Raw genomic sequence first — 20,857 nt, forward strand, 5'->3', positions numbered from 1 at the left:
GAACATGCCGGAACTGGAGCAAGCGCTGGCCGAAGTTGCCACTGAGATGGCTGAGCGAGCCGATCGCGGTGACGTCGCCACTTACATTCCGCAGCTCGGCAAGGTCGATCCGAAGAAATTCGGCATTGCCGCCGTTACCAATGACGGGCGCGTGCTTGTCGCCGGCGATGCCGACGAGGCGTTTTCGATCCAGAGCATTTCGAAGGTTTTTACGCTGACGCTGGCGCTCGGCAATGTCGGTGACGCACTGTGGCAGCGTGTCGGGCGTGAGCCCTCAGGCAATCCGTTCAACTCGATCGTCCAGCTTGAGCATGAGAACGGCATTCCGCGCAATCCGTTCATCAATGCCGGCGCCATCGTCGTCTCAGACATATTGCTCGCCGGCCACCAGCCGCGCGAGGCGATCGGCGAGATCCTGCGCTTCATCCAGTTCCTTGCCGATGACGAGACGATCATCATCGATCGCGAGGTCGCAGCGTCCGAACGCGCCACCGGCTACCGCAACTTTGCGCTTGCCAACTACATGAAATCATTCGGCAATCTCAACCATGCGCCGGAACTGGCGCTGGGCGTCTACTTCCACCATTGCGCCATCGCCATGAGCTGCCGGCAACTGGCGCTGGCCGGCCGTTTTCTCGCCAATGGCGGCAAGAACCCGGCGACCGGGCATTCCGTGGTGTCGGCAGAGCGGGCGCGGCGCATCGGCGCCATGATGCTGACCTGCGGCCACTATGACGGTTCCGGCGACTTCGCCTTCCGTGTCGGCATTCCCGGCAAGAGCGGCGTCGGCGGCGGCATTTTGGGGATCGTTCCGGGTGTCGCCTCGCTCGCCGTGTGGTCGCCGGGCTTGAACGCCAACGGTAATTCCAAGCTGGGGTCGATCGCGCTGGAAAAGCTGGCCAGGGTGATGAACTGGTCGATCTTCGCACCCTAGGACTTACCGATATTCAGGTGAGGCCGGCCTGCGAATGGCGGCTTCCTGCGCTTCCGGTGCTCACGTACTTTAAGTACGCTCCGCTCCGGTTCTCGGTATCAGCCATTCTCGACTCGGCCTGACCTGAATCTCGGCAAGTCCTTACGCCGCGCACACAACAAAAAATCCCGCGTCGTGGTTTGAACGACGCGGGATTTCCTGTCAGAAATCCATCTTAATCAGCTGAAAAGCTTAGAAAAAGCCCTTCCGCTGCCACCAGCCGGCGCGCTTCGGCTTTTCCTCGGCCTTGGCCTCGTCGGCAACGCTGGAGGAAACCACCGGCACCACCGGGGTATCCGCCGCCACGGCCTTGCGCCGGGTCGGTCGAGCAGGCGCTTCCTCGTCGACTGGAGCGACAGGTGCAGGCGTCTCCACCTTGGCCGGTGCGGCTTCCTCGACCGGCGCAGCAGCCGGCACTTCGGCCACCGTCTTGGCGGAGACTTCGGCTACGGCCTTCTTTGCCCTGGAGGCACGCTTCTTCTTCGGCTTCTCGGCCGGAGCGTCGTCGTTCGCCGCGGCGGGAGCCGCAGCGTCTTCAACCGCTACCGCAGCGACCGGTTCGCTTACCGCCGTTTCGGCTTCAGCGGCATCGGCCACCGAGACGTCAGCGGTTTCGCCTGCCTCGGCCTCAGTGCCGTCTTCGCGGCGATTGCGCTTGCCACCGCGCTTGCCGCGCCGGCGCTTCTTGCCCTGGGCGTCGTCCGATGCTTCCACGGTTTCGACGGCGCCGACTGGGGCTTCGTCGTGCTGTGCTGCATCGTCATCGCCTGCTTCAGCGGCCACGTTGTCGCTTGCAGCAGAGACCGAAGCACCTTCGGCGGCGTGGCCATGCTCGCGGTCGCCATGGTCGCGGTCGCGATCCTTGCCGCCGCGCCGTCTGCGGCGCTTGCGGCGCTTGCGGTCACGACCTTCGCCGTCCTCGGCCGATCTCGGTTGCTGCTGCTGCGACTGCGGCTGCGCCTGGCGCGGCTGCTCGGCCTGCACCACAACCTCTTCGTCTTCCTCCTCGATGACGATTTCGTCCTCGGGCTCTTCCGGCTCGACATAGGCGGGCAGGCTGCGCTGCTCGACAAAGCCTTCCGGCTTTTCAGCAATAGCGCCGCGGAAGATCGCATAGTGCTGCACACCGACCGTGTCATCAGCCTCGATGGTGATGGTCAGGCCGAAGCGGCTTTCGAGTTCCACCAAGGTGCCGCGCTTGTGGTTGAGCACGTACAGCGCGGTCGCCGCCGGCGTCCGCACCGTGATGTGGCTGCGCGAATCCTTGAGCAGGAATTCCTCGATCGCCCGCACCACCATCAGCGCCACCGACGAATCGGAGCGCACATGGCCGGTGCCGCCGCAATGCGGGCACGGCTTCATGGTCGATTCCAGCACGCTGGCGCGGATGCGCTGACGCGACATTTCCATCAGGCCGAAATGCGAGATCCGGCCGACCTGGATGCGCGCTCGGTCGTTCTTGAGGTGATCCTTCAGCCGCTTCTCGACGGAGCGGTTGTTGCGGTTCTCCTCCATGTCGATGAAGTCGATGACGATCAGGCCGGCGAGATCGCGCAGCCTCAACTGCCGGGCGACTTCTTCGGCCGCTTCGAGGTTGGTGTGAAGCGCGGTATCCTCGATCGAGTGCTCCTTGGTGGAGCGGCCCGAATTGACGTCGATGGCGACCAGCGCTTCGGTCTGGTTGATGATGATGTAGCCGCCGCTCTTCAGCGTCACCTGCGGCTGCAGCATGCGGTCAAGCTGCGCCTCGATGCCGTTGCGCACGAAGATCGGCGTCGTGTCGCGGAACGGCTGAACCACCTTGGCGTGGCTCGGCATCAGCATGCGCATAAAATCCTTGGCCTCGCGATAGCCTTCCTCGCCGGAGACAAGAATCTCGTCGATATCCTTGTTGTAGAGGTCGCGCACCGAGCGCTTGATCAGGCTGCCTTCCTCGTAGACGAGGGCCGGCGCAGTGGATTGCAGCGTCAGATTGCGGACATTTTCCCAAAGCCGCATCAGATATTCGTAGTCGCGCTTGATCTCGGCCTTGGTGCGGCTTTCGCCGGCGGTGCGCAGGATGACGCCCATGCCCTGCGGCACTTCGAGATCGGCAACGACCTCCTTGAGGCGCTTGCGGTCGACCGCGCTGGTGATCTTGCGCGAAATGCCGCCGCCGCGTGCCGTGTTGGGCATCAGCACCGAATAGCGGCCGGCAAGCGACAGATAGGTGGTGAGAGCCGCACCCTTGTTGCCGCGCTCTTCCTTGACCACCTGCACCAGCAGGATCTGCCGGCGCTTGATAACTTCCTGGATCTTGTACTGGCGGCGTACCGGCTTGCGGCGGTTGCGCACTTCTTCCAGCGCATCCTCGGCGCCGACCGATTCAATCTCGTGGTCGTCCGGATGCGAGGACTGCACCTCTTCCAGCATGCCGCGATCATTGTCGCTGGAGGTGGCTTCGCCGCTGTGATCGGCGGACGCGGCTTCGCTGCTTGCCTCGCTGGACGGCGTTTCGTCAGCGGTCTCAGCCGCCGGAACTGCTTCAGAGATCACATCCGCTTCGACGCTTGCCGCGATGGATGTCGGGCCGCCTTCGGACGGTTCGGTCTCGGACGTCTCGCTGTTGCCGTGCTCGGCGGCGTGATCGTCATGTTCGGCGTTGTCGGCCGAAGCATGTTCGGAAGCGGGCTGGGCGTCTTCGGCAACAGCCTCGCTGCCGGCATCGCCGTGTTCGCCGCCTTCATCATCGCTGCCGGCGTCGCGCTTGTGTTCGCCACGCTCGCGGCCTTTGCCGCCGCGCCGACGGCCGCGCCGGCCGCGATCACGGCTCTGGCGGTCGTCGCCGTCATTGTCCTCGTTCTCCTCGTCCTCGGCTTCCTGCGCTTCGGCGCGCAGCAGAGCCTGACGGTCGGCGACCGGGATCTGGTAGTAGTCGGGGTGTATTTCACTGAAGGCGAGGAAACCGTGACGGTTGCCGCCATATTCGACAAAGGCTGCCTGAAGGGAAGGTTCGACGCGCGTTACGCGGGCGAGATAGATGTTTCCTTTGAGCTGCTTCTTGTCCTGGGATTCAAAGTCGAATTCTTCGATACGGTTACCGCGGATAACGACAACGCGTGTTTCCTCCGGGTGGGAGGCGTCTATCAGCATTTTGTTGGGCATTATTTCGTTTCCCCCCGGCAGCCGCCAGCCGCAGCTTGCGAGGTAAAGCCCGCTGCTGCGTGTCTGTGATGTGGGTGCCGGATGTCTGGATGGTTGCTGGCCGCCGCTTGAGCGCCATGGCGGTGCCGCCCGCAGCCAAAATGGCGCGGTTTGATGCGGACCTTTCCATGATTGCGCTTGAAGCCATCGTCACCAGCAGAACCTTTTGAACCAAAGCCCGGACGAACCGGACCAGCTTGTTTGCTCATACAGAGCCGGCACGGGAACAAACCCGGCCGTTTTCCTCACGCAGGCGATTCCCCCGCCACGGGCGCACACCTGCGAAATTCGTCGCGATCACCTGAAGCCTTTTCGCTGGAAGCGAAAGGAGCCGCCTTTCATCTGACCTGTAGCAGGAAGCTGCGGGAGAAGCGGTTCCAGGATTGCAGTGATCCACCATCGCTTTTATGATTTGACGGGGTGGAAGGCAACCCCGATTTCGGATGCCGGCAAAAAGCGGTGCCGTTGGGGAAGCTCAGGCCTATTCCTCAATGAAAAGGCTTGGTTAACCTTCTCTGGATACCAATCGTTAATCGAGTCTGCGGCCTGACCGGCATTTCGACCAACCACGCGGGCGCAAGGCGCCAAACCGGGAGCGACTGCAAAGAGATGGGACTGGCGGGCACCACAGACAAGGGCCATGGCCGTGCAGGCCTTTTGCTGCGCGCTGCAGGTGTGCTTTTGCTGCTGGCCCTTTGCTTCGGTTTTGCGCCGATTTCCAGCGCGGCCGATGCGCCGCTCGGCGCCACCGCCTACAAGATGGCGGGCGACGCCACCAAGATGCGCATCGTCATCGATTTCGACCGCGAGCCCGACATCAAATGGTTCCTGCTGCGCGGCCCCAACCGGCTGGTCGTCGACCTGCCGCGCACACGATTCGCCATCAGCGCGAAGGACGCCAAGGCACGCGGCCTGGTCAAGGCGGTTCGCTATGGCGACCAGGGCGAGGGATCGCGGCTGATCCTCACCGGCAAGGGGCCGTTCTCGGTCGACAAGCTCGACGTGCTCAAGAATGATGACGGAACCGGCTACCGCATCGCCATCGACATGTCGGCGGCCTCCGACCGGGAGTTCGACGAAGCCCTTGCCAACCAGGCGCTGACCACCGGCTCGACGGTTTCCACCGACAAGGGCGCCAGGGTCGGTACCGGGCCGATCTCCAATCCCGGGCATCGCTTCACTGTCGTCATCGATCCCGGCCATGGCGGCATCGACGGCGGCGCCGAAGGCCTCAACGGCACCATCGAGAAGAACGTCACGCTCGCCTTCGCCACCGAATTGCGCGACAAGCTCGCCGCCGTCGGCAACTACGACGTGTTCATGACGCGCGACACCGACGAATTCCTGCGCCTCGACGACCGCGTGCGCATTGCACGCCAGCACGAGGCCGACCTGTTGATCTCGATCCATGCCGACACGATCAGCGTCAAAGGCATTCGCGGCGCCACCGTCTACACCGTCTCCGACAAGGCATCCGACCCGGAAGCGCAGGCGCTGGCCGACCGCGAAAACCTCTCCGACCAGTTCGCCGGCATGGTGATCAAGGACGACAACAAGGAAGTCACCGACATTCTGATCGACCTGATCCGCCGCGAGACGCATAATTTCTCGATGAGCTTTGCCCACACGCTGGTCGGCCAGCTGTCCACCAGCGTCGGCCTGATCAACAATCCGCAGCGTTCGGCCGGCTTCAAGGTGCTGAAGGCGCCCGACGTGCCTTCGGTCCTGGTCGAACTCGGTTATCTCTCCAACGCCAAGGACGAAGCGCAACTGCTCGACGCCGACTGGCGCGGCAAGGCGGCGCAGAGCATCACCAACGCCGTCGCCTTGTTTGCCTCCGCCAAGATGGGAACGGGAACCGGGGGCTGAGATGACCGCCGCCGCCTACAACCGCAGGCAGCGTTGCAAGACGACAACACAAGTCGGTTTTATTTCCGGCAATGGTGGGCGAAACCCACGCGCTGCCCCATTTTGTCCACATGGTGGCGACATGGGTTTTCCATCACGGATCGGGACCGTTGCGAAGGCTTGCGCGAAAGGCGGCTTCGTCTAGGAAATTCCCGAACCTCGGACTGGAGCGGGCATGATTCGTCTCATTGGCTATTTCTTTGGTATCGGCACGACGCTGGCGCTTATCGTCGCCGCGGGCGTGGCGATATACATCAGCCATCTGTCGAAGGACTTGCCCGACTACGAAGTGCTGGCCAAGTACGAGCCGCCGGTAACCACGCGCATCCATGCTTCGGACGGGTCGCTGATGGCCGAATATGCGCGCGAACGGCGGCTCTATCTGCCGATCCAGGCGGTTCCGGACCGGGTCAAGGCGGCGTTCCTGTCGGCCGAAGACAAGAATTTCTACAACCACCCCGGCATCGACATCACCGGGCTTGGCCGTGCCATCTACGTCAACCTGCAGAATCTGGGTTCGGGCAGACGCCAGGTCGGCGCCTCGACCATCACCCAGCAGGTGGCGAAGAACTTCCTGCTGACGTCCGACCAGACCTACGAGCGCAAGATCAAGGAGATGATCCTGGCCTTCCGCATCGAGCAGGCCTATTCGAAGGACCGCATCCTCGAGCTCTACCTCAACGAAATCTTCTTCGGCTTCGGCGCCTATGGCGTTGCGGGCGCGGCGCTGACCTATTTTGACAAGTCGGTCAACGAACTCACCGTCGCGGAAGCCGCCTATCTGGCGTCGCTGCCGAAAGGCCCCAACAACTACCATCCCTTCAAGCATGCCGACCGCGCCATCGAGCGCCGCAACTGGGTCATCGACCAGATGGTCGAGAATGGTTACGTGACGCGCGAGGAAGGCGACAAGGCCAAGGCCGAGCCGCTCGGCGTGACGCCGCGCCGCAATGGCTCCTATCTGTTCGCGGGCGAATATTTCACCGAGGAAGTGCGCCGCCAGATCATCTCCCGCTACGGCGAGAACGCACTCTATGAGGGCGGCCTGTCGGTGCGCACGACGCTCGATCCGAAGATCCAGCTCATCGCCCGCAAGTCGATGCAGAACGGTTTGCTCAAATACGATACGCTGCGCGGCTATCGCGGACCGGTGACGCATATCGATGCTTCCGGCGACTGGGGCGTAGCGCTGGGCGCCGTCAAGGGGCTGGAAGACGTGCCGGAATGGTCGCTTGCCGTCGTCCTCGACAGCTCGGAGACCGGCCTTTCCATCGGCCTGCAGCCGACGCGGCAGATTTCAGGCGATATCGTCAAGGAACGCGTCGAAGGCACCGTCAGCAAGGAAGACATGAGCTTTGCCATGCGCCATGTGGTCGATGGCAAGACGGTCAAGGCCAAGTCGCCGGCCGACGTGCTGCAGCCGGGCGACGTCATCTTCGTGCAGAAAAACGAAGGTTCGGAAGGCGCCTACACGCTGCGCCAGGTGCCGGAAGTGGAGGGCGGCCTGATCGCCATGGATCCGCATACCGGCCGCGTGCTGGCCATGGTCGGCGGCTTCTCCTATGCGCAGTCGGAATTCAACCGCGCCACGCAGGCGATGCGCCAGCCCGGATCGTCGTTCAAGCCGATCGTCTATTCGGCAGCGCTCGACAATGGTTACACGCCGGCCTCGGTGATCATGGACGGACCGATCACCATCCAGAGCGGCAACACGACCTGGACGCCGAAGAATTATGACGGCACGGTCGCCGGTCCTGCGACCTTGCGCTCCGGCATCGAAAAGTCGCGCAATCTGATGACGGTGCGGCTCGCCAACGACATGGGCATGAAGCTGGTGGTGGAATATGCCGAGCGTTTCGGCGTCTACGACCATCTGGCGCCGTACCTGCCGATGGCGCTGGGCTCCGGCGAGACGACTGTCATGCGCATGGTGTCGGCCTATTCGATCATGGCCAATGGCGGCAAGTCGATCAAACCATCGCTCATCGACCGCATCCAGGATCGCTACGGCAAGACCGTGTTCAAGCAGGACGAACGCGGCTGCGAAGGCTGCAACGCGTCCGAATGGAACAACCAGCCCGAACCGGAACTGGTCGACAATTCCGAGCAGGTGCTCGACCCGATGACCGCCTACCAGATCACCTCGATGATGGAAGGCGTCGTCCAGCGCGGCACCGGCGCCACCATCGCCGAGCTTGGCCGCCACATCGCCGGCAAGACCGGTACGACCAATGACGAGAAGGACGCTTGGTTCATCGGCTACACGCCGAACCTCGTCGTCGGCCTCTATATGGGCTTTGACACGCCGAAAGGGCTTGGCAAGGGCGCGACCGGTGGTGGTCTGGCGGCGCCGATCTTCAAGGACTTCATGCGCGTGGCGCTGGACGGTACGCCCAATGTCGACTTCAAGGTGCCGGAGGGCATGAATCTGGTCGCCATCAACCGCAAGACCGGCATGCGTGCCGCGTCGGGCGATCCCGGCACCATCATCGAGGCCTTCAAGCCCGGCACCGGCCCCGCCGACAGCTATTGGGTGATCGGCATGGGCGCCGACGGGTCCAATGGCGCCGGCGGACCGCTTTCGCCGCAGGCGACGGAAGCCATCCAGGCGCCCGGCGGCGGCCTTTACTAGCATCTGACAGCTCGAAATGGGCCGGCGGTCTTATTCTAGACCGTGACCTTTTCCGAAAACCGGTTTCCACTTTTCGGGGTCACGGTTGAGCCGGCCCATTTCGCTTTACAGGCGGCGGTGCCGTGCCTATGTATCGCGCCGACCCAAGCGCCACTTCAAAAACAGGACAGAACAACCAGCCATGCGCGCGGAAACGCAGAACATTGTCGACGAGATCAGGCAGGCGATAACCCTGCTGAGGAGGCATCTTTGACTGGGATCAGGCCATAAAGCGGCTTGAATACCTGAATGTGCGGGCCGAGGACGCCAGCCTCTGGAACGAACCGCTGGAAGCGCAAAAGCTGATGCGCGAACGCCAGGGCCTCGAAGAGGGCATCGCCGCGGTCAAGGGCCTGACCCAGGCGCTCGAAGACAATATCGGCCTGATCGAGCTTGGCGAGGAAGAGGGCGACGAAGGCGTCATTGCCGAAGCCGAAGCCGCCATCCGCTCGATGCAGGGCGAGGCCAAGGCCCGCCAGGTCGAGACGCTGCTCTCGGGCGAGGCAGACGCCAACGACACTTATCTCGAAGTCCACGCCGGCGCCGGCGGCACCGAGAGCCAGGACTGGGCCTCGATGCTGTTGCGCATGTATACGCGCTGGGCCGAACGCCGCCGCTTCAAGGTCGAAGTACTGGAAGTCCATGACGGCGAAGAGGCCGGCATCAAATCCGCTACGCTCTTGATCAAGGGCCACAACGCCTATGGCTGGCTGAAGACCGAATCCGGCGTCCACCGCCTGGTCCGCATTTCGCCCTATGACAGCAATGCGCGCCGCCATACGTCCTTTTCCAGCATCTGGGTCTATCCGGTCGTTGATGACCGGATCGAGATCGATGTTTCGGAATCGGATGTGCGCATCGACACGTACCGCTCGTCCGGTTCGGGCGGCCAGCACGTCAACACGACGGATTCGGCGGTCCGCATCACCCATATTGCGACGGGCATTGCGGTCGCCTGCCAGGCAGAACGCTCGCAGCACAAGAACAAGGCGAAGGCGTGGGAAATGCTGCGTTCGCGCCTCTACGAGGAAGAGCTGAAGAAGCGCGAAGCGGTGGCCAATGCCACCGAGGCGTCGAAGAGCGACATCGGTTGGGGTCACCAGATCCGCTCCTATGTGCTGCAGCCCTACCAGCTGGTGAAGGATTTGCGGACCGGCGTCGAAAGCACCAGCCCGTCCAGCGTGCTCGATGGCGATCTCGACGACTTCATGGAAGCGTCGCTGTCGCAGCGTATCGAAGGCGGCGCGGGCGAAGCGGTGGCGGACCTGGATTAGGATACGTCCGTATTCGGTGAGGCCTGCCTCACCGGAAACACTTCCAGGGTTGTGCGAAGGAGGAACCATGGTTCGCAAGCTCAGCGGAAAGTGCTTTTGCGGCGCGGTCCACTATGAGGTGGCCGACGAATTCGTCTATGCCGCGAACTGCCATTGTTCGAACTGCCGGCGCACCACCGGTTCAGCCTTCAAGCCGTTCGCCGGCATCGAGCGCGACAAGTTCGCCCTTGCCGAAGGGCATCACGGGCTCATCCATTTCGGCGACGACAGCGGCCACGACGCGCATTGCAGCCGCTGCGGCTCGTTGCTCTATTCGCTGGTGCGCGACGGCGCCTACGTCCATGTCGCCATGGGCACGCTGGTCGACGATCCGACGATCCGGCCGACCGCGCATATTTTCGTCGGCTCCAAGGCGCCGTGGTTCACCATCGCCGACGACCTGCCGCAATATGAAGGGCATGCCGACGGCTGACGACTTCAGGCAATCTGCCGTTAACCGTTCGTTAACCAAGCCGGCGCACCCTTTTGGACGGCAGATGTCGGCGCGCGGGGTGCGGCACTGTAGGACCTATGCACTTCTTGCGCCGACCAAGGAATCAGCCCAGCATCTCGGGCTGAGGGGTGAAAAAGCATTTATGGCCGGGCGCGGCATATCTGCGAGCTGACGATTCGGCCACGGGGAAGACACGTTCCAAGAACGGGCAAGCAAATGCTTGATGCTCGCTTGAAAGGAACGTTTCCATGTCTGCTGCCATAGTCCGATCGGCCAGAGCCGTTCAACCGGCTGGCCGACTTCTGTTTTCCCTGTTTGCGACAGCGATGTTCGCGATCGCGCTGCCGATGTCATCTGCCTTCGCGCATGACGCCAAGCCGACGGCGGCCAAGCCGCAAGGTTGGAGTTATCCCTTCGCCTGCTGCGCCAACTATGACTGCCGCACCACCCATACGGGCGAGGTGCTGGAAAAGCCCGAGGGCTATGTCATCGCCGGAACGGGGGAGGTCGTTCCGATGAGCGACAAGCGGGTCAAGGATAGCCCGGACGGCGATTTCCACTGGTGCGCGCACCAGGCTGGTCTCGACGCCGGCAAGACGATCTGCCTGTTCGTGCCGCCCCGTTCCTACTGACGGCAAGCCAGCGTTCCAGCCATCGTTGCTGACAGACAGTTGTCAGGAGCCTTCCTTTATGGTGCCCTTGCCGCATAGGGCGGGCAACGGAGAGGAAGCTTCATGACCATCAAGGCCAGCTGTCACTGCAAGGCGACGACATTCGAGGTTTCGCAGGCGCCAGAGACAGTAACGCAATGCACCTGCTCGTTCTGCTCCAAGCGCGGCTCGCTGTGGGCCTACTACGTCCCGTCGCAATTCAAGCTCACCAGCTCGCCGAAAAACGTCTCCGTTTACCAATGGGGATCGAAGACCGTCAAACACGGGTTTTGCGCCATTTGCGGCTGCGGCACCTTCACCGAAACGCCGGACTGGTCGACCGGCAAACCGGACTTCGACAATCCCAAGATCTCAGTCAATTCACGGCTGTTCGACGATTTCGACCTCGACAAGGTCGAGGTGGTCGTCATCGACGGCAAGAACCTCTGGTAAGCCGGCGCCAAACGCCGAAGCTAATGCATGTCGCTCAAAAGTGGCCCCGGTTTTTGAGAGAACGACATGCGTCAAAACGAGGACCTAAAGCGCGTCGCATGAATCCGTTTCTGCGCGACGCGCTTTAGAGTGGCGCAAGCGGGAAAAGCCGCTTTCGCCGTTCCGTTTTTCGCCGTATTTCATGGTACAAGACCCGTGGAAGGGCTGATATGCGCGGGCCGCAAAGGCCGCGGTTTGGAGAGGGACGTTATCTCATGAAGAAGACTGTGCTCGTCGCCGTTGCGACGGCTGTGCTGGTGAGCGCCTGCACGACCACTGATCCATATACGGGTGATCAGAAGATTTCCAACACCGCGGCCGGCGCCGGCCTTGGCGCACTGGCGGGTGCCGGTCTCGGCCTGCTTGCCGGCGGCAACGACCGCCGCAATGCGCTGATCGGCGCGGGTATCGGCGCGCTGGCCGGCGGCGCCATTGGCGCCACGATGGACCAGAACGAGGCTGAACTGCGCCGCCAGCTGCAGGGCACCGGCGTCAGCGTCACCCGCACCGGCGACCAGATCATCCTCAACATGCCGTCCGACATCACCTTCAACGTCGACCAGGATGCGGTGAAGCCCGGCTTCTACCAGGTGCTGAATTCGGTGGCGCTGGTGCTGAACAAGTTCCGCCAGACCACGGTCGACGTGTTCGGCCACACCGATTCGACCGGTGGCGACGAGCACAATTTCGATCTATCGCAGCGCCGTGCATTGGCGGTCGCCAACTATCTGTCGGGACAGGGCGTCGATTCGCGCCGCTTCGCCGTCACCGGCTTCGGCAAGACCCGTCCGATCGCGTCCAACGCAACGTCGGCCGGCCGCGCGCAGAACCGGCGCGTCGAGATCCAGCTTTCGCCGCTCACCTGACCAGGTCGGCATCGACATGCGAAGGCGGCCCCGCAAGGGGCCGTTTTTCATTTTGGCTCCTCTGGTCCGCCATAAGATCTAAAGAATTAGAGTTTTCTAATAATAGCTTTCCGCAGACCTTGGAAAGGATTAGCATTGGCGCCGTTCCAGAGGGGATGGGGCGGTACAAACGGCCGCGCAATCATTCACTTAGCCGGCCCCGGTCCTGCACGGCCAGATAACGAAATCTGGGAGGAATGCATGACAAGAACGGCTCGTCTCGGGCGTTTCGGCGCCCTCGTTTTGACAGGTCTGGTCTCTGCCTGGTGCGTGGGCGCCACGGCTCGAGCCGAGGACGCCAACAAGGCCGACATCGAAGCCTTGAAGAAATCGCTGGCCAAATATGAGGACTACACGGCCGCCATCCGCGACCTTTATCTGTCGACCGAAGGTTGCGTCTACTTCAACGGCGAAAAGATACCCGGCACGATGGACTATCCAAAGGGCGCTATGGGCATCCATTTCGTCAATGTTCCCAGCGTCGGCCAGAAACTCGACCCAATGAAACCCAATGTCTTGATCTACGAGCCGACCAAAAAAGGCTTGAAGCTGGTAGGCGTGGAATGGCTGGTGCCGCTGACGCCGGACGTCAAGGAAGCCCCCAAGCTATTCGGCCAGAAATTCATGGGACCGATGGAAGGGCACTATCCGCTCATTCCGAAGGAGTTCGTCCACTACGACCTTCATGCCTGGCTGTTCAGGGACAATCCGAACGGCATGTTCAGCCCGACGAACCCGAAGGTGAAATGCAGCAAGGCCGAGTTTCCGATGCTGGAAAAGCCGACCAAGATGATGCCCGGCCCGATGTGACGGGACAGAAATGATCGCGCCAGGCAAGCCGGGTGATCGGTTAGAGAAACCGAAAACCGGAAATCAGACCTTGGCGACGATCTTCATGAAGGCCGGCATGTCATCGCCGAAGCCGACGGTGCCGTCATTGTCGTCGCCGCCGCGGTTGTTGCGGGCAGGGCGGCTGTTGCTGCTGGCGCGTTGCGGCCTGGTGTCGCCGCGTTCGGGAGCACGGTTCTCGTTGTTGCGATCGGAAACCTTGCGCTCGCTGTTTTCGGACCGGATCGCTTCCTTGCGCTGACGCCGTTCGCCGATGTCGGCGACCGCAGCTTCAGCCACGACCGGCTGTTCCTCGCGTGCGGCTTCTGCCGGGGGAGCTTCGCTGGGCTTGGCGTGGCGCTCGCGTGGCTTGCGCTCGCCGCGATCTTTGCGGTCCTCGTCCTTGCGGCCGGCGCGTCGCGGCGCGCCACGGCCACGGCGGGGCGCTTCGTCCTCGCCGCCTTCGCTGGCGACGACCGTCGACAGGTCGCCGTCATGCCACTCGATCTTGTTGCCGATCAGCCGCTCGATGGCGTCGATGTATTTGGTGTCCGACTTGGTGGCGATCGTGAAGGATTTGCCCGAGCGTCCGGCACGGCCGGTGCGGCCGATGCGGTGGACATAGTCCTCGGCATGGATCGGCACATCGTAGTTGAAGACGTGGCTGACATCGGGGATGTCGAGGCCGCGCGCGGCGACGTCGGATGCCACGAGATAGCGCAATTTGCCGTCGCGGAAATTGGCCAGCATCTGCATGCGGGCGCGCTGGTCCATGTCGCCATGCAGGGCGCCGGCGTCGAAATCATACTTCAACAGCGAGCGGAACAGTTCCGACACTTCGACCTTGCGGTTGCAGAAGATGATGGCGTTCTTCAGTTCGGCGTCTTCGGCCTTCATCAGATTGCGCAGCGTCTCGCGCTTGTCCCACGGCTTCGAGCCCGACTTGACCAGGCGCTGGACGATATTGGTGGCAGCGGACGCGGCCTTGGAAACCTCGACGCGCACCGGCGCATGCAGGAACTTTTCGGTGAGCTTGGTGATCTCCGGCGGCATCGTCGCCGAGAAGAACAGCGTCTGCCTGGTGAACGGGATCATCTCGCAAATGCGCTCGATGTCGGGGATGAAGCCCATGTCGAGCATGCGGTCGGCTTCGTCGATGACGAGGATCTCGACGCCGTTGAGCAAGAGCTTGCCACGCTCGCGGTGGTCGAGCAGGCGGCCGGGCGTCGCGATCAGCACGTCGGCGCCGCGCTCCAGCTTCTTGTCCTGTTCGTCGAAGGAGACGCCGCCGATCAGGAGCGCGATGTTGAGCTTGTGGTTCTTGCCGTAGCGGACGAAATTCTCTTCGACCTGCGCGGCGAGCTCGCGCGTCGGCTCGAGGATCAGCGTGCGCGGCATGCGGGCGCGGGCCCGGCCTTTTTCCAGGCGGGTCAGCATCGGCAGCACGAAGGAGGCGGTCTTGCCCGTGCCGGTCTGGGCGATGCCCAGAATATCCTTGCCGAGCAGCGCATGCGGGATGGCGCCGGCCTGGATCGGCGTCGGCTGCGTGTAGCCGGCATCGGTGACTGCGGAAAGGACCTTCGGCGACAGGCCGAGGTCTGAAAAGGTCAACGCTTCTTGAGCGGTCGTGGTGTCTGAGGACAAGTGATGTTGTCTTTGGCTGGTTCGGGGAAGCGCAACGGCATCCGTCGCGGCAAGCACAGCGTGCCTGCAAGATTGGTATTGCGATTAGGCGCAAGCCCGCGATTTGTCAACAGAAACGGGCGGGATTGGCACGATTGTGAAAACGTAAGCTTAATCGCGATGCTTAATCAGGTAGTCTTTTTTTGCGCCGGCTCAATAGCGAAACTGCTCGGCGAGAATGCGTTCGTTCCACGAATGGTTGGGGTCAAACAGCAGCGTCGCCGTCGCGCTGAGCGATTCCCGGACCGTCACCGACGCTACCGCCTTGACCTCGGTGTGGTCGGCAGCGGCGTTCACCGGGCGCTTCTCCGGCTCCAGAATATCGAAGCGAACGGTCGCCTTGTTGGACAACAGGGCACCCCGCCAGCGGCGCGGCCGGAACGGGCTGACCGGTGTCAGCGCGAGCAGCGGCGCGTCGAGCGGCAGGATCGGCCCGTGCGCCGACAGATTGTAGGCGGTGGAGCCGGCCGGCGTCGCGATCATCACGCCGTCGCAGTTAAGCTCCTCGATGCGGACCTGTTCGTCGACGGTGATACGGATCTTTGCCGTCTGATAGGACTGACGCCACAGCGCCACTTCGTTGATGGCGAGCGCCGACACCGTTTCGCCCTCATGCGTCACCGCCAGCATCTCCAGCGGGCGGATGGTTTCGGCGACTGCGGCGGCGATGCGCTCGGTGAGGCCGCCGACACGATACTCGTTCATCAGGAAGCCGATGGTGCCACGGTTCATGCCGTAGACCTTCTTTCCCGTGCTCATCGTGTCGCGCAGGGTCTGCAGCAGAAAACCGTCGCCGCCCAGCGCCACGATCACCTCGGCGTTGTCGACAGAGGCCTGGCCATAGCGGGCCGACAGGCTTTCCATCGCCGCCTTGGCGTCGGCAGTGTCGGACGAAACGAAGGCGAGACTGGCTGTGCTCATGACTTCCCGATGGCGGTCGGCAGGGGTTGCGTGGGGTAGCATGGGCGAGGGCGTCTGCAAAGGGAGGCGCGTCCGGTTACGCCAAGGCTGGGGCTGAAGCAAAAAAACGGCGGCTCGCGCTTCATGTCGCCGGAGCGGCGAATGTGATGGTTAAGGCGGCGCTTAAACACTCGTAAAGCCTAAGCGATCATGTTAGCCGGCAGAGGATGGGTGGCTGGGGGGCTAGCCAGTTGAGACCTGTCTATTGCCGGTGACACGCCTGATTATCGTCTTCCTCATGCTGGGAAGTTTCGCGCTTCTCTTCGCCGAACTTGTGCGACAGTCCGAGGACATGAGTTCCAGGCCGACGGCCTCACGCTGCGGCGACGCCGGCATGCCATGCCCGCAAAACGCTTTGTAGGCTGAAGCCGCAGCCGATCCGCCGACGGCGATCCATCGCTTACTGCGCGACAATCTGCAGATTGGCGTTGCCGTAGAATGTGTAGGCGAGGTAGGTCGGGTCTCCGGTCCGGTAGAATTCTTTGCGTACGTTCTGCAGGATTTCGGCCAGATAGACCGGGCCGTCCTTGATCCGCGTGCTGATGCCGCCATAGAAATCGGTCGAGAAAGCCGCTGCCCCACGGTCGGTCAGTGGCCACATGCCGCCGATGAAGCCTGAGGCGCCGCCCGCCAGCACCGCCGGACCCCAGCCCTGCACGAAGCCGCCGAGCATCTGGGAACGGCCGGTGTCACAGGCGTTGAAGAAGTAGAACGGATTGCCCTTGCCGTGCGCGGACGCGATCAGCGCGCTCCACGTATCGGGGTCGAGCGACTGATCGACGAGATCGATGGCAAAGACCGGCCGGCCACTGCCCGGCTGGTTGACCTCGCCATGACCGGAAAAATGAATGAAACCGGTCGAGACTTCGCCGACCAGTTTTTCGAAGGAGATGAAATCGCCATCGAAGCGGCGGTAGCCGGCAAGCTTGCTCAACGCCGCGATCTCGTCCTGCTGAAAGCGCAGCGACTGTTTGTCGACATAGGAGGGCGCAACCGTCGCGACACCGGTGAAGGTCATGCGGTCGAGCGGGTTGTCGACCTGTGAGGCAGTGCTGCGCGGCGCCCACCGCGCCAGCCGATAGCCCATGCCGAGAAAACCGTCGGCAGTGGCGCCGTCGTCGCTGCGCGGGCGGATCAGTTCCCAGGGCAGCGTCGGGCTGTTCGACGTGATCTGGATCGAATGCAATTCGCCTTTGCCACGCAGCGACCAGAACACGTCCTTGAACGCTTTCGGCACGTAGTCGCGGTAGAGCGCATCGCCAAAACCTTCGGCGGCGAGCGTGACAAAACGCTTTTGCGCGTCGGGATCGCTGCTTGCCGCGGGCTGCTGCAGCGAAACCGCGCCGCGCAGGCTCAGGCCGAGCTGCAGCAGGCGGCGGTATTCGGAGTCCAGCCATGCCGCCATCTCGGGTGGCGTCGAGAACGTATCGGTCACCGGGCCGGCCAGATGCGGCGAGTGGATGATGATCTGCCCCGAACCCAGCCCGCTCGGATCGTCATAAAGGATGGTCACGTCGAGGTCGGGGACGTCATCCGCGCCTGCGCCGCCAAGGCTGACATTGCCTGTCACTGGCAGCGGCGGCGCCGCAGCCAGCATCAGCATGGCCGGTCCGGCGGAACGCGCGGCTGTGGCGCTTGGCGCGGCCGCCTCCACAGGCGCCGTTCGATGAACGGTCACAGGCCGTGACGCCGATCCCAGGAATTTTCCGGCGCTGTAGATGCGCGCGATGAACTGGCCCGGCTTGCTATCCTTGGCAATCGGCCGTGCCTTGATGTCGAAGCGGACGAAGTCGCTGTCGCCCTGGCGATAGAGCGTCGTGCGCCGGCTCCATTTGCCGCCGTCGGTGAGATCGAAGCCGGAGGCGAACAGATCGATGTCGATCGGCCATTGCTCGGCGCCCGCCGGCATCGCCATGGCCAAGGCGCCATCTTCTGTCACCGACGAGCCCGGCGCAGCCTTCACCTTCACTTCTGGCGTCAATTGCTCTTCGGTCAGGGCAATCGAAACAGTCACCGTCTCGCCGGCGATGACTTCGTCCGGCGCATCGATGGTCGGATGGCGCACCACCTCGATAGCACCTGTGCCGGGATGCGGAAGAGCGGGCGAGCCGCCGGAGGGAGGGGCTTGCGCCTGGTCGACAGGAGGTGGTGCCGGTTTCGGCGGCGCCTGCACCTCCGACGGGCTTTCGGAATCGGGCGGGGCCGGCGATGTCATGCCGTCCTCAGGGGAAATCTCTGCCTGATCGGGGGAAGGCGCTTCGGTGGTGGCAGGCGGTTCGGCGCCGGTGGCTTCGCCGTCCTGCGGATAGGTCTCGCCAAGATTGTTCTGCGCCGCCGCCGCCTCCTGACGTTTCATTTCCTCTTCGTATCGTTGCCGAGCCTGCTCCTCCTGCAACTGACGTTGCTGTTCCTGGCGTTTGTATTCCTCGTAGAGCGCCGCTTCTTTGGCGCTGTCGCCCATCGCGGCGTCGGGACTACCGGAACCACCCGGGGCGACGTCCATGGGATAGGGCTCCTGGCCACTGCCGTCGAAGCCGCCGGAACTGGTGTCGCTGCCACTGCCCCAGCCGCCGCCCCCGGAATCGTAGCCACCGCCGCCAGCGCCGCTTGCCATCGGTGGCGGGGCGGGTTCCGGGACGACCGGCAGCGGCGGCGTTTCCTCTGGCGCCGGTGCTGTGGTCGGTGCGGGTGCCGCAGTGGCCAACTGGTCCGGAGTCAGGACAAAAGCTGTGTCGGCCGAACGGCCATAGGCTACCCATGGCGACTGGGCGCCTAATGTCTTGTCGTCGACTGTCTGGCCGGCAGACGCGAGGATCGTGCGGATATCAGCGCCCCGCCTGACCAGCGCCGCCGTGAGCGCGTCGGCAAACACCGTGACCGGTTTGTTCTCGTCCAGCGCGATGCTTCCCGGCTTGGCGGAAAAGGCGACAATGGCGTTGGACGGCGGATCGACCGCCGCCAGACCTTGCATCAGGCCCGGCGTCGGGTTGTGTCCATCGCCGGGATTGTCCAGCAGAACCACCTTCAATGTCGGGGTTGCCTCGAGCGCTTGCATAAACAGATCGAGTGGCAGTGCCGTCTGGTCGACCGCTTCCTTCGAATCGATCTGGGTGCCGCGCGTCAGCAGATAGTTCCTGTCATTGGCCTGCCCGGTGTGGCCGACATAGTAGAAGATGCCGACGGACTCCGGATCGGCCAGGGATTGGGCGAAGTCGTGCATGGCGCGCGCGACATCGGCACGGTCGCCATCGGACACCTGGCTTACGGTGAAACCGAGGGATCGCAGGGTCGTTGCAACGAGCTCGGCACTGAGGTCGGCGTTGGCGACTGTCCGCGAGCCCTCATAGGCCGGATTGGCGACAACCAGCGCGATCCGCTCTTCGCCGCGCGCGGCGGAGAAGAGGGACAGCAGAAGCACGACCGCCAGGAAAAGGCGCATGACCATGCCCAAGTCTTGCAGGCCGCTGCGCGCACGCCACGGCTTGCCCCAATTCATCAATGGCCCGACCTCGACCATATCATGTCAGCTTCGCCGGCGCACTGTCGGCGCCGATGGGCAGTTTGGTTGGCAAAAAGATATTGACTGTATGTTTAGTAATTAATACCGTTACGGACATACCGAGTTGGTCAGCCGGCATAGAACGGTGAATGGCCACCAAGACGAAGGGAACAGACGGACCTGAGGCGGCAACGCTGCCGGTCCCAACAATGGGAGAATATGCATGCAGCTGAAATTTACTGCGGCGGCGCTCGCGCTGCTGGCCATGACCGGCATTGCCCGCGCCGACGGCGAACTGCAAATCTACAATTGGGGCAACTACACCAGTCCGGAGCTGATCAAGAAGTTCGAGGAGACCTACAAGGTCAAGGTCACCGTCACAGACTACGATTCCAACGACACGGCCTTGGCCAAGGTCCGCCAGGGCGCTTCCGGCTATGACATCGTCGTGCCCTCGGCCAGCGTGATGCCGATCTGGATCAGCGAGGGCCTGCTGCTGGAGACCGATCCCAACCAGATGGAAAACTTTAAAAATGTCGACCCGAGATGGGTCGACGTGCCGTTCGATCCCGGCCGCAAATACTCCGTGCCGTGGCAATGGGGCACGACCGGCATTTCGGTCAACAAATCGGTCTATGCGGGCGACCCGAACACCTCGGCGATTTTCCTCGATCCGCCGCCGGAACTCGTCGGCAAGATCAATGTCGTGCCTGAAATGGGGGACATCATGTTCCTTACCATTGCCTATGAGGGCGGCAAGTACTGCACCGACGACAAGGTGCTGCTGAAGAAGGTGCATGACAAGCTGGTCGAGGCGAAGGGCAAATGGCTGTCGCTCGATTACGCGGCGGTCGATGGCCTTGGCCGAGGCGACATTGCCGCCGGCGTCAACTGGAACGGCATATCGCTGCGCGAGCGGCTCGAGAACGACAAGATCGTCTACGGCTATCCCAAAGAGGGCTTCCCGATCTGGATGGACAATGTCGCGGTGCTCAAGGACGCCAAGAATGTCGAGAATGCCAAGCTCTTCCAGAATTTCATCATGGACCCGAAGAACGCCGCGCTGATTTCGGCCTTCGCGCACTACGCCAACGGCATCAAGGGCTCCGAGCCGTTCCTGCCGGACGACATGAAGGGGGCGCCCGAAGTGGACGTTCCGGCCGAATTTGCCGACAAGGGCCAGTTCATGCCGACCTGCCCCGCCGACATCCAGGCGCTCTACACCAGGATCTGGACCGACCTGCAGAAATAGCAGCGCCGCCAGCCGAACCTGACCAACATCCTTCGGGCCGCTCACGGCGGCCCGACAATCCCTTCATGCCAGATGCGGTCCAGCCG

Annotated in this window: 14 protein-coding genes; 10 read left to right on the forward strand and 4 right to left on the reverse strand. The window is 62.9% G+C overall.

Annotated features, from left to right (window positions below):
- Positions 1-4: 4 nt before the first annotated feature.
- Entirely contained in the window at positions 5-934 is a 930-nt protein-coding gene (locus tag AC1DYJ_RS13180) for a glutaminase (protein ID WP_477281410.1), read from the forward strand.
- Positions 935-1,165: 231 nt separating this feature from the next.
- On the opposite strand, the gene AC1DYJ_RS13185 is transcribed toward AC1DYJ_RS13180, so the two are convergent.
- On the reverse strand, positions 1,166-4,117 hold the full coding sequence (locus AC1DYJ_RS13185; RefSeq protein ID WP_477281412.1) for an Rne/Rng family ribonuclease: 2,952 nt from the start codon (positions 4,115-4,117) through the stop codon (positions 1,166-1,168).
- Positions 4,118-4,765: 648 nt separating this feature from the next.
- Here AC1DYJ_RS13185 and AC1DYJ_RS13190 point away from each other — a divergent pair.
- From AC1DYJ_RS13190 to AC1DYJ_RS13225, 8 genes are all read left to right on the forward strand, one after another.
- Positions 4,766-6,025, forward strand: coding sequence for an N-acetylmuramoyl-L-alanine amidase (locus AC1DYJ_RS13190; protein ID WP_477281414.1), 1,260 nt, complete (start codon positions 4,766-4,768; stop codon positions 6,023-6,025).
- A gap of 214 nt (positions 6,026-6,239) precedes the next feature.
- Entirely contained in the window at positions 6,240-8,696 is a 2,457-nt protein-coding gene (locus AC1DYJ_RS13195) for a penicillin-binding protein 1A (RefSeq protein ID WP_477281416.1), read from the forward strand.
- A gap of 181 nt (positions 8,697-8,877) precedes the next feature.
- Positions 8,878-10,009 (forward strand): peptide chain release factor 2 gene (gene prfB, locus AC1DYJ_RS13200; RefSeq protein WP_096445560.1). Its coding sequence is split into 2 segments (ribosomal slippage): positions 8,878-8,943 and positions 8,945-10,009, totalling 1,131 coding nucleotides; the frame shifts between segments, so codons are not numbered across the junction.
- A 67-nt stretch (positions 10,010-10,076) separates the two neighbouring features.
- A complete protein-coding gene (locus tag AC1DYJ_RS13205; RefSeq protein ID WP_477281418.1) occupies positions 10,077-10,481 on the forward strand; it encodes a GFA family protein in 405 nt (134 codons plus the stop codon).
- 269 nt (positions 10,482-10,750) lie between these two features.
- Complete coding sequence (locus AC1DYJ_RS13210) at positions 10,751-11,134, forward strand: hypothetical protein (RefSeq protein WP_477281420.1); 384 nt, start codon at positions 10,751-10,753, stop codon at positions 11,132-11,134.
- 102 nt (positions 11,135-11,236) lie between these two features.
- A complete protein-coding gene (locus tag AC1DYJ_RS13215) occupies positions 11,237-11,605 on the forward strand; it encodes a GFA family protein (RefSeq protein WP_477281422.1) in 369 nt (122 codons plus the stop codon).
- Positions 11,606-11,859: 254 nt separating this feature from the next.
- Complete coding sequence (locus AC1DYJ_RS13220; RefSeq protein WP_477281424.1) at positions 11,860-12,510, forward strand: YiaD family glycine zipper/OmpA-like lipoprotein; 651 nt, start codon at positions 11,860-11,862, stop codon at positions 12,508-12,510.
- Positions 12,511-12,750: 240 nt separating this feature from the next.
- Positions 12,751-13,359, forward strand: coding sequence for a hypothetical protein (locus tag AC1DYJ_RS13225; protein ID WP_477281426.1), 609 nt, complete (start codon positions 12,751-12,753; stop codon positions 13,357-13,359).
- Between the two features lie 63 nt (positions 13,360-13,422).
- Here the strand turns inward: AC1DYJ_RS13225 and AC1DYJ_RS13230 are convergent, their stop codons facing one another.
- The 3 genes from AC1DYJ_RS13230 to AC1DYJ_RS13240 all read right to left on the reverse strand — a co-directional run bounded on the left by AC1DYJ_RS13230 (position 13,423) and on the right by AC1DYJ_RS13240 (position 19,465).
- Positions 13,423-15,021: a DEAD/DEAH box helicase gene (locus tag AC1DYJ_RS13230; RefSeq protein ID WP_477281428.1), complete on the reverse strand. Its 1,599-nt coding sequence runs from the start codon at positions 15,019-15,021 to the stop codon at positions 13,423-13,425.
- A 192-nt stretch (positions 15,022-15,213) separates the two neighbouring features.
- A complete protein-coding gene (locus AC1DYJ_RS13235) occupies positions 15,214-15,981 on the reverse strand; it encodes an NAD kinase (protein WP_477281430.1) in 768 nt (255 codons plus the stop codon).
- 439 nt (positions 15,982-16,420) lie between these two features.
- A complete protein-coding gene (locus tag AC1DYJ_RS13240) occupies positions 16,421-19,465 on the reverse strand; it encodes a caspase family protein (RefSeq protein WP_477281432.1) in 3,045 nt (1,014 codons plus the stop codon).
- A 277-nt stretch (positions 19,466-19,742) separates the two neighbouring features.
- On the opposite strand from AC1DYJ_RS13240, the gene AC1DYJ_RS13245 reads away from it, so the two are divergent.
- Positions 19,743-20,771, forward strand: coding sequence for an extracellular solute-binding protein (locus AC1DYJ_RS13245; RefSeq protein WP_477281434.1), 1,029 nt, complete (start codon positions 19,743-19,745; stop codon positions 20,769-20,771).
- Positions 20,772-20,857 lie beyond the last annotated feature (86 nt).

Source organism: Mesorhizobium sp. P2_B11 (assembly GCF_056404855.1).

Coding starts and splice junctions, on each gene's coding strand:
- AC1DYJ_RS13235 (WP_477281430.1), bottom strand. CDS start 15,981: ATGAGCACAGCCAGTCTCGCCTTCGTTTCGTCCGACACTGCCGACGCC.
- AC1DYJ_RS13245 (WP_477281434.1), top strand. CDS start 19,743: ATGCAGCTGAAATTTACTGCGGCGGCGCTCGCGCTGCTGGCCATGACC.
- AC1DYJ_RS13215 (WP_477281422.1), top strand. CDS start 11,237: ATGACCATCAAGGCCAGCTGTCACTGCAAGGCGACGACATTCGAGGTT.
- AC1DYJ_RS13225 (WP_477281426.1), top strand. CDS start 12,751: ATGACAAGAACGGCTCGTCTCGGGCGTTTCGGCGCCCTCGTTTTGACA.
- AC1DYJ_RS13220 (WP_477281424.1), top strand. CDS start 11,860: ATGAAGAAGACTGTGCTCGTCGCCGTTGCGACGGCTGTGCTGGTGAGC.
- AC1DYJ_RS13190 (WP_477281414.1), top strand. CDS start 4,766: ATGGGACTGGCGGGCACCACAGACAAGGGCCATGGCCGTGCAGGCCTT.
- AC1DYJ_RS13240 (WP_477281432.1), bottom strand. CDS start 19,465: ATGGTCATGCGCCTTTTCCTGGCGGTCGTGCTTCTGCTGTCCCTCTTC.
- AC1DYJ_RS13205 (WP_477281418.1), top strand. CDS start 10,077: ATGGTTCGCAAGCTCAGCGGAAAGTGCTTTTGCGGCGCGGTCCACTAT.
- AC1DYJ_RS13195 (WP_477281416.1), top strand. CDS start 6,240: ATGATTCGTCTCATTGGCTATTTCTTTGGTATCGGCACGACGCTGGCG.
- AC1DYJ_RS13185 (WP_477281412.1), bottom strand. CDS start 4,117: ATGCCCAACAAAATGCTGATAGACGCCTCCCACCCGGAGGAAACACGC.
- AC1DYJ_RS13210 (WP_477281420.1), top strand. CDS start 10,751: ATGTCTGCTGCCATAGTCCGATCGGCCAGAGCCGTTCAACCGGCTGGC.
- AC1DYJ_RS13180 (WP_477281410.1), top strand. CDS start 5: ATGCCGGAACTGGAGCAAGCGCTGGCCGAAGTTGCCACTGAGATGGCT.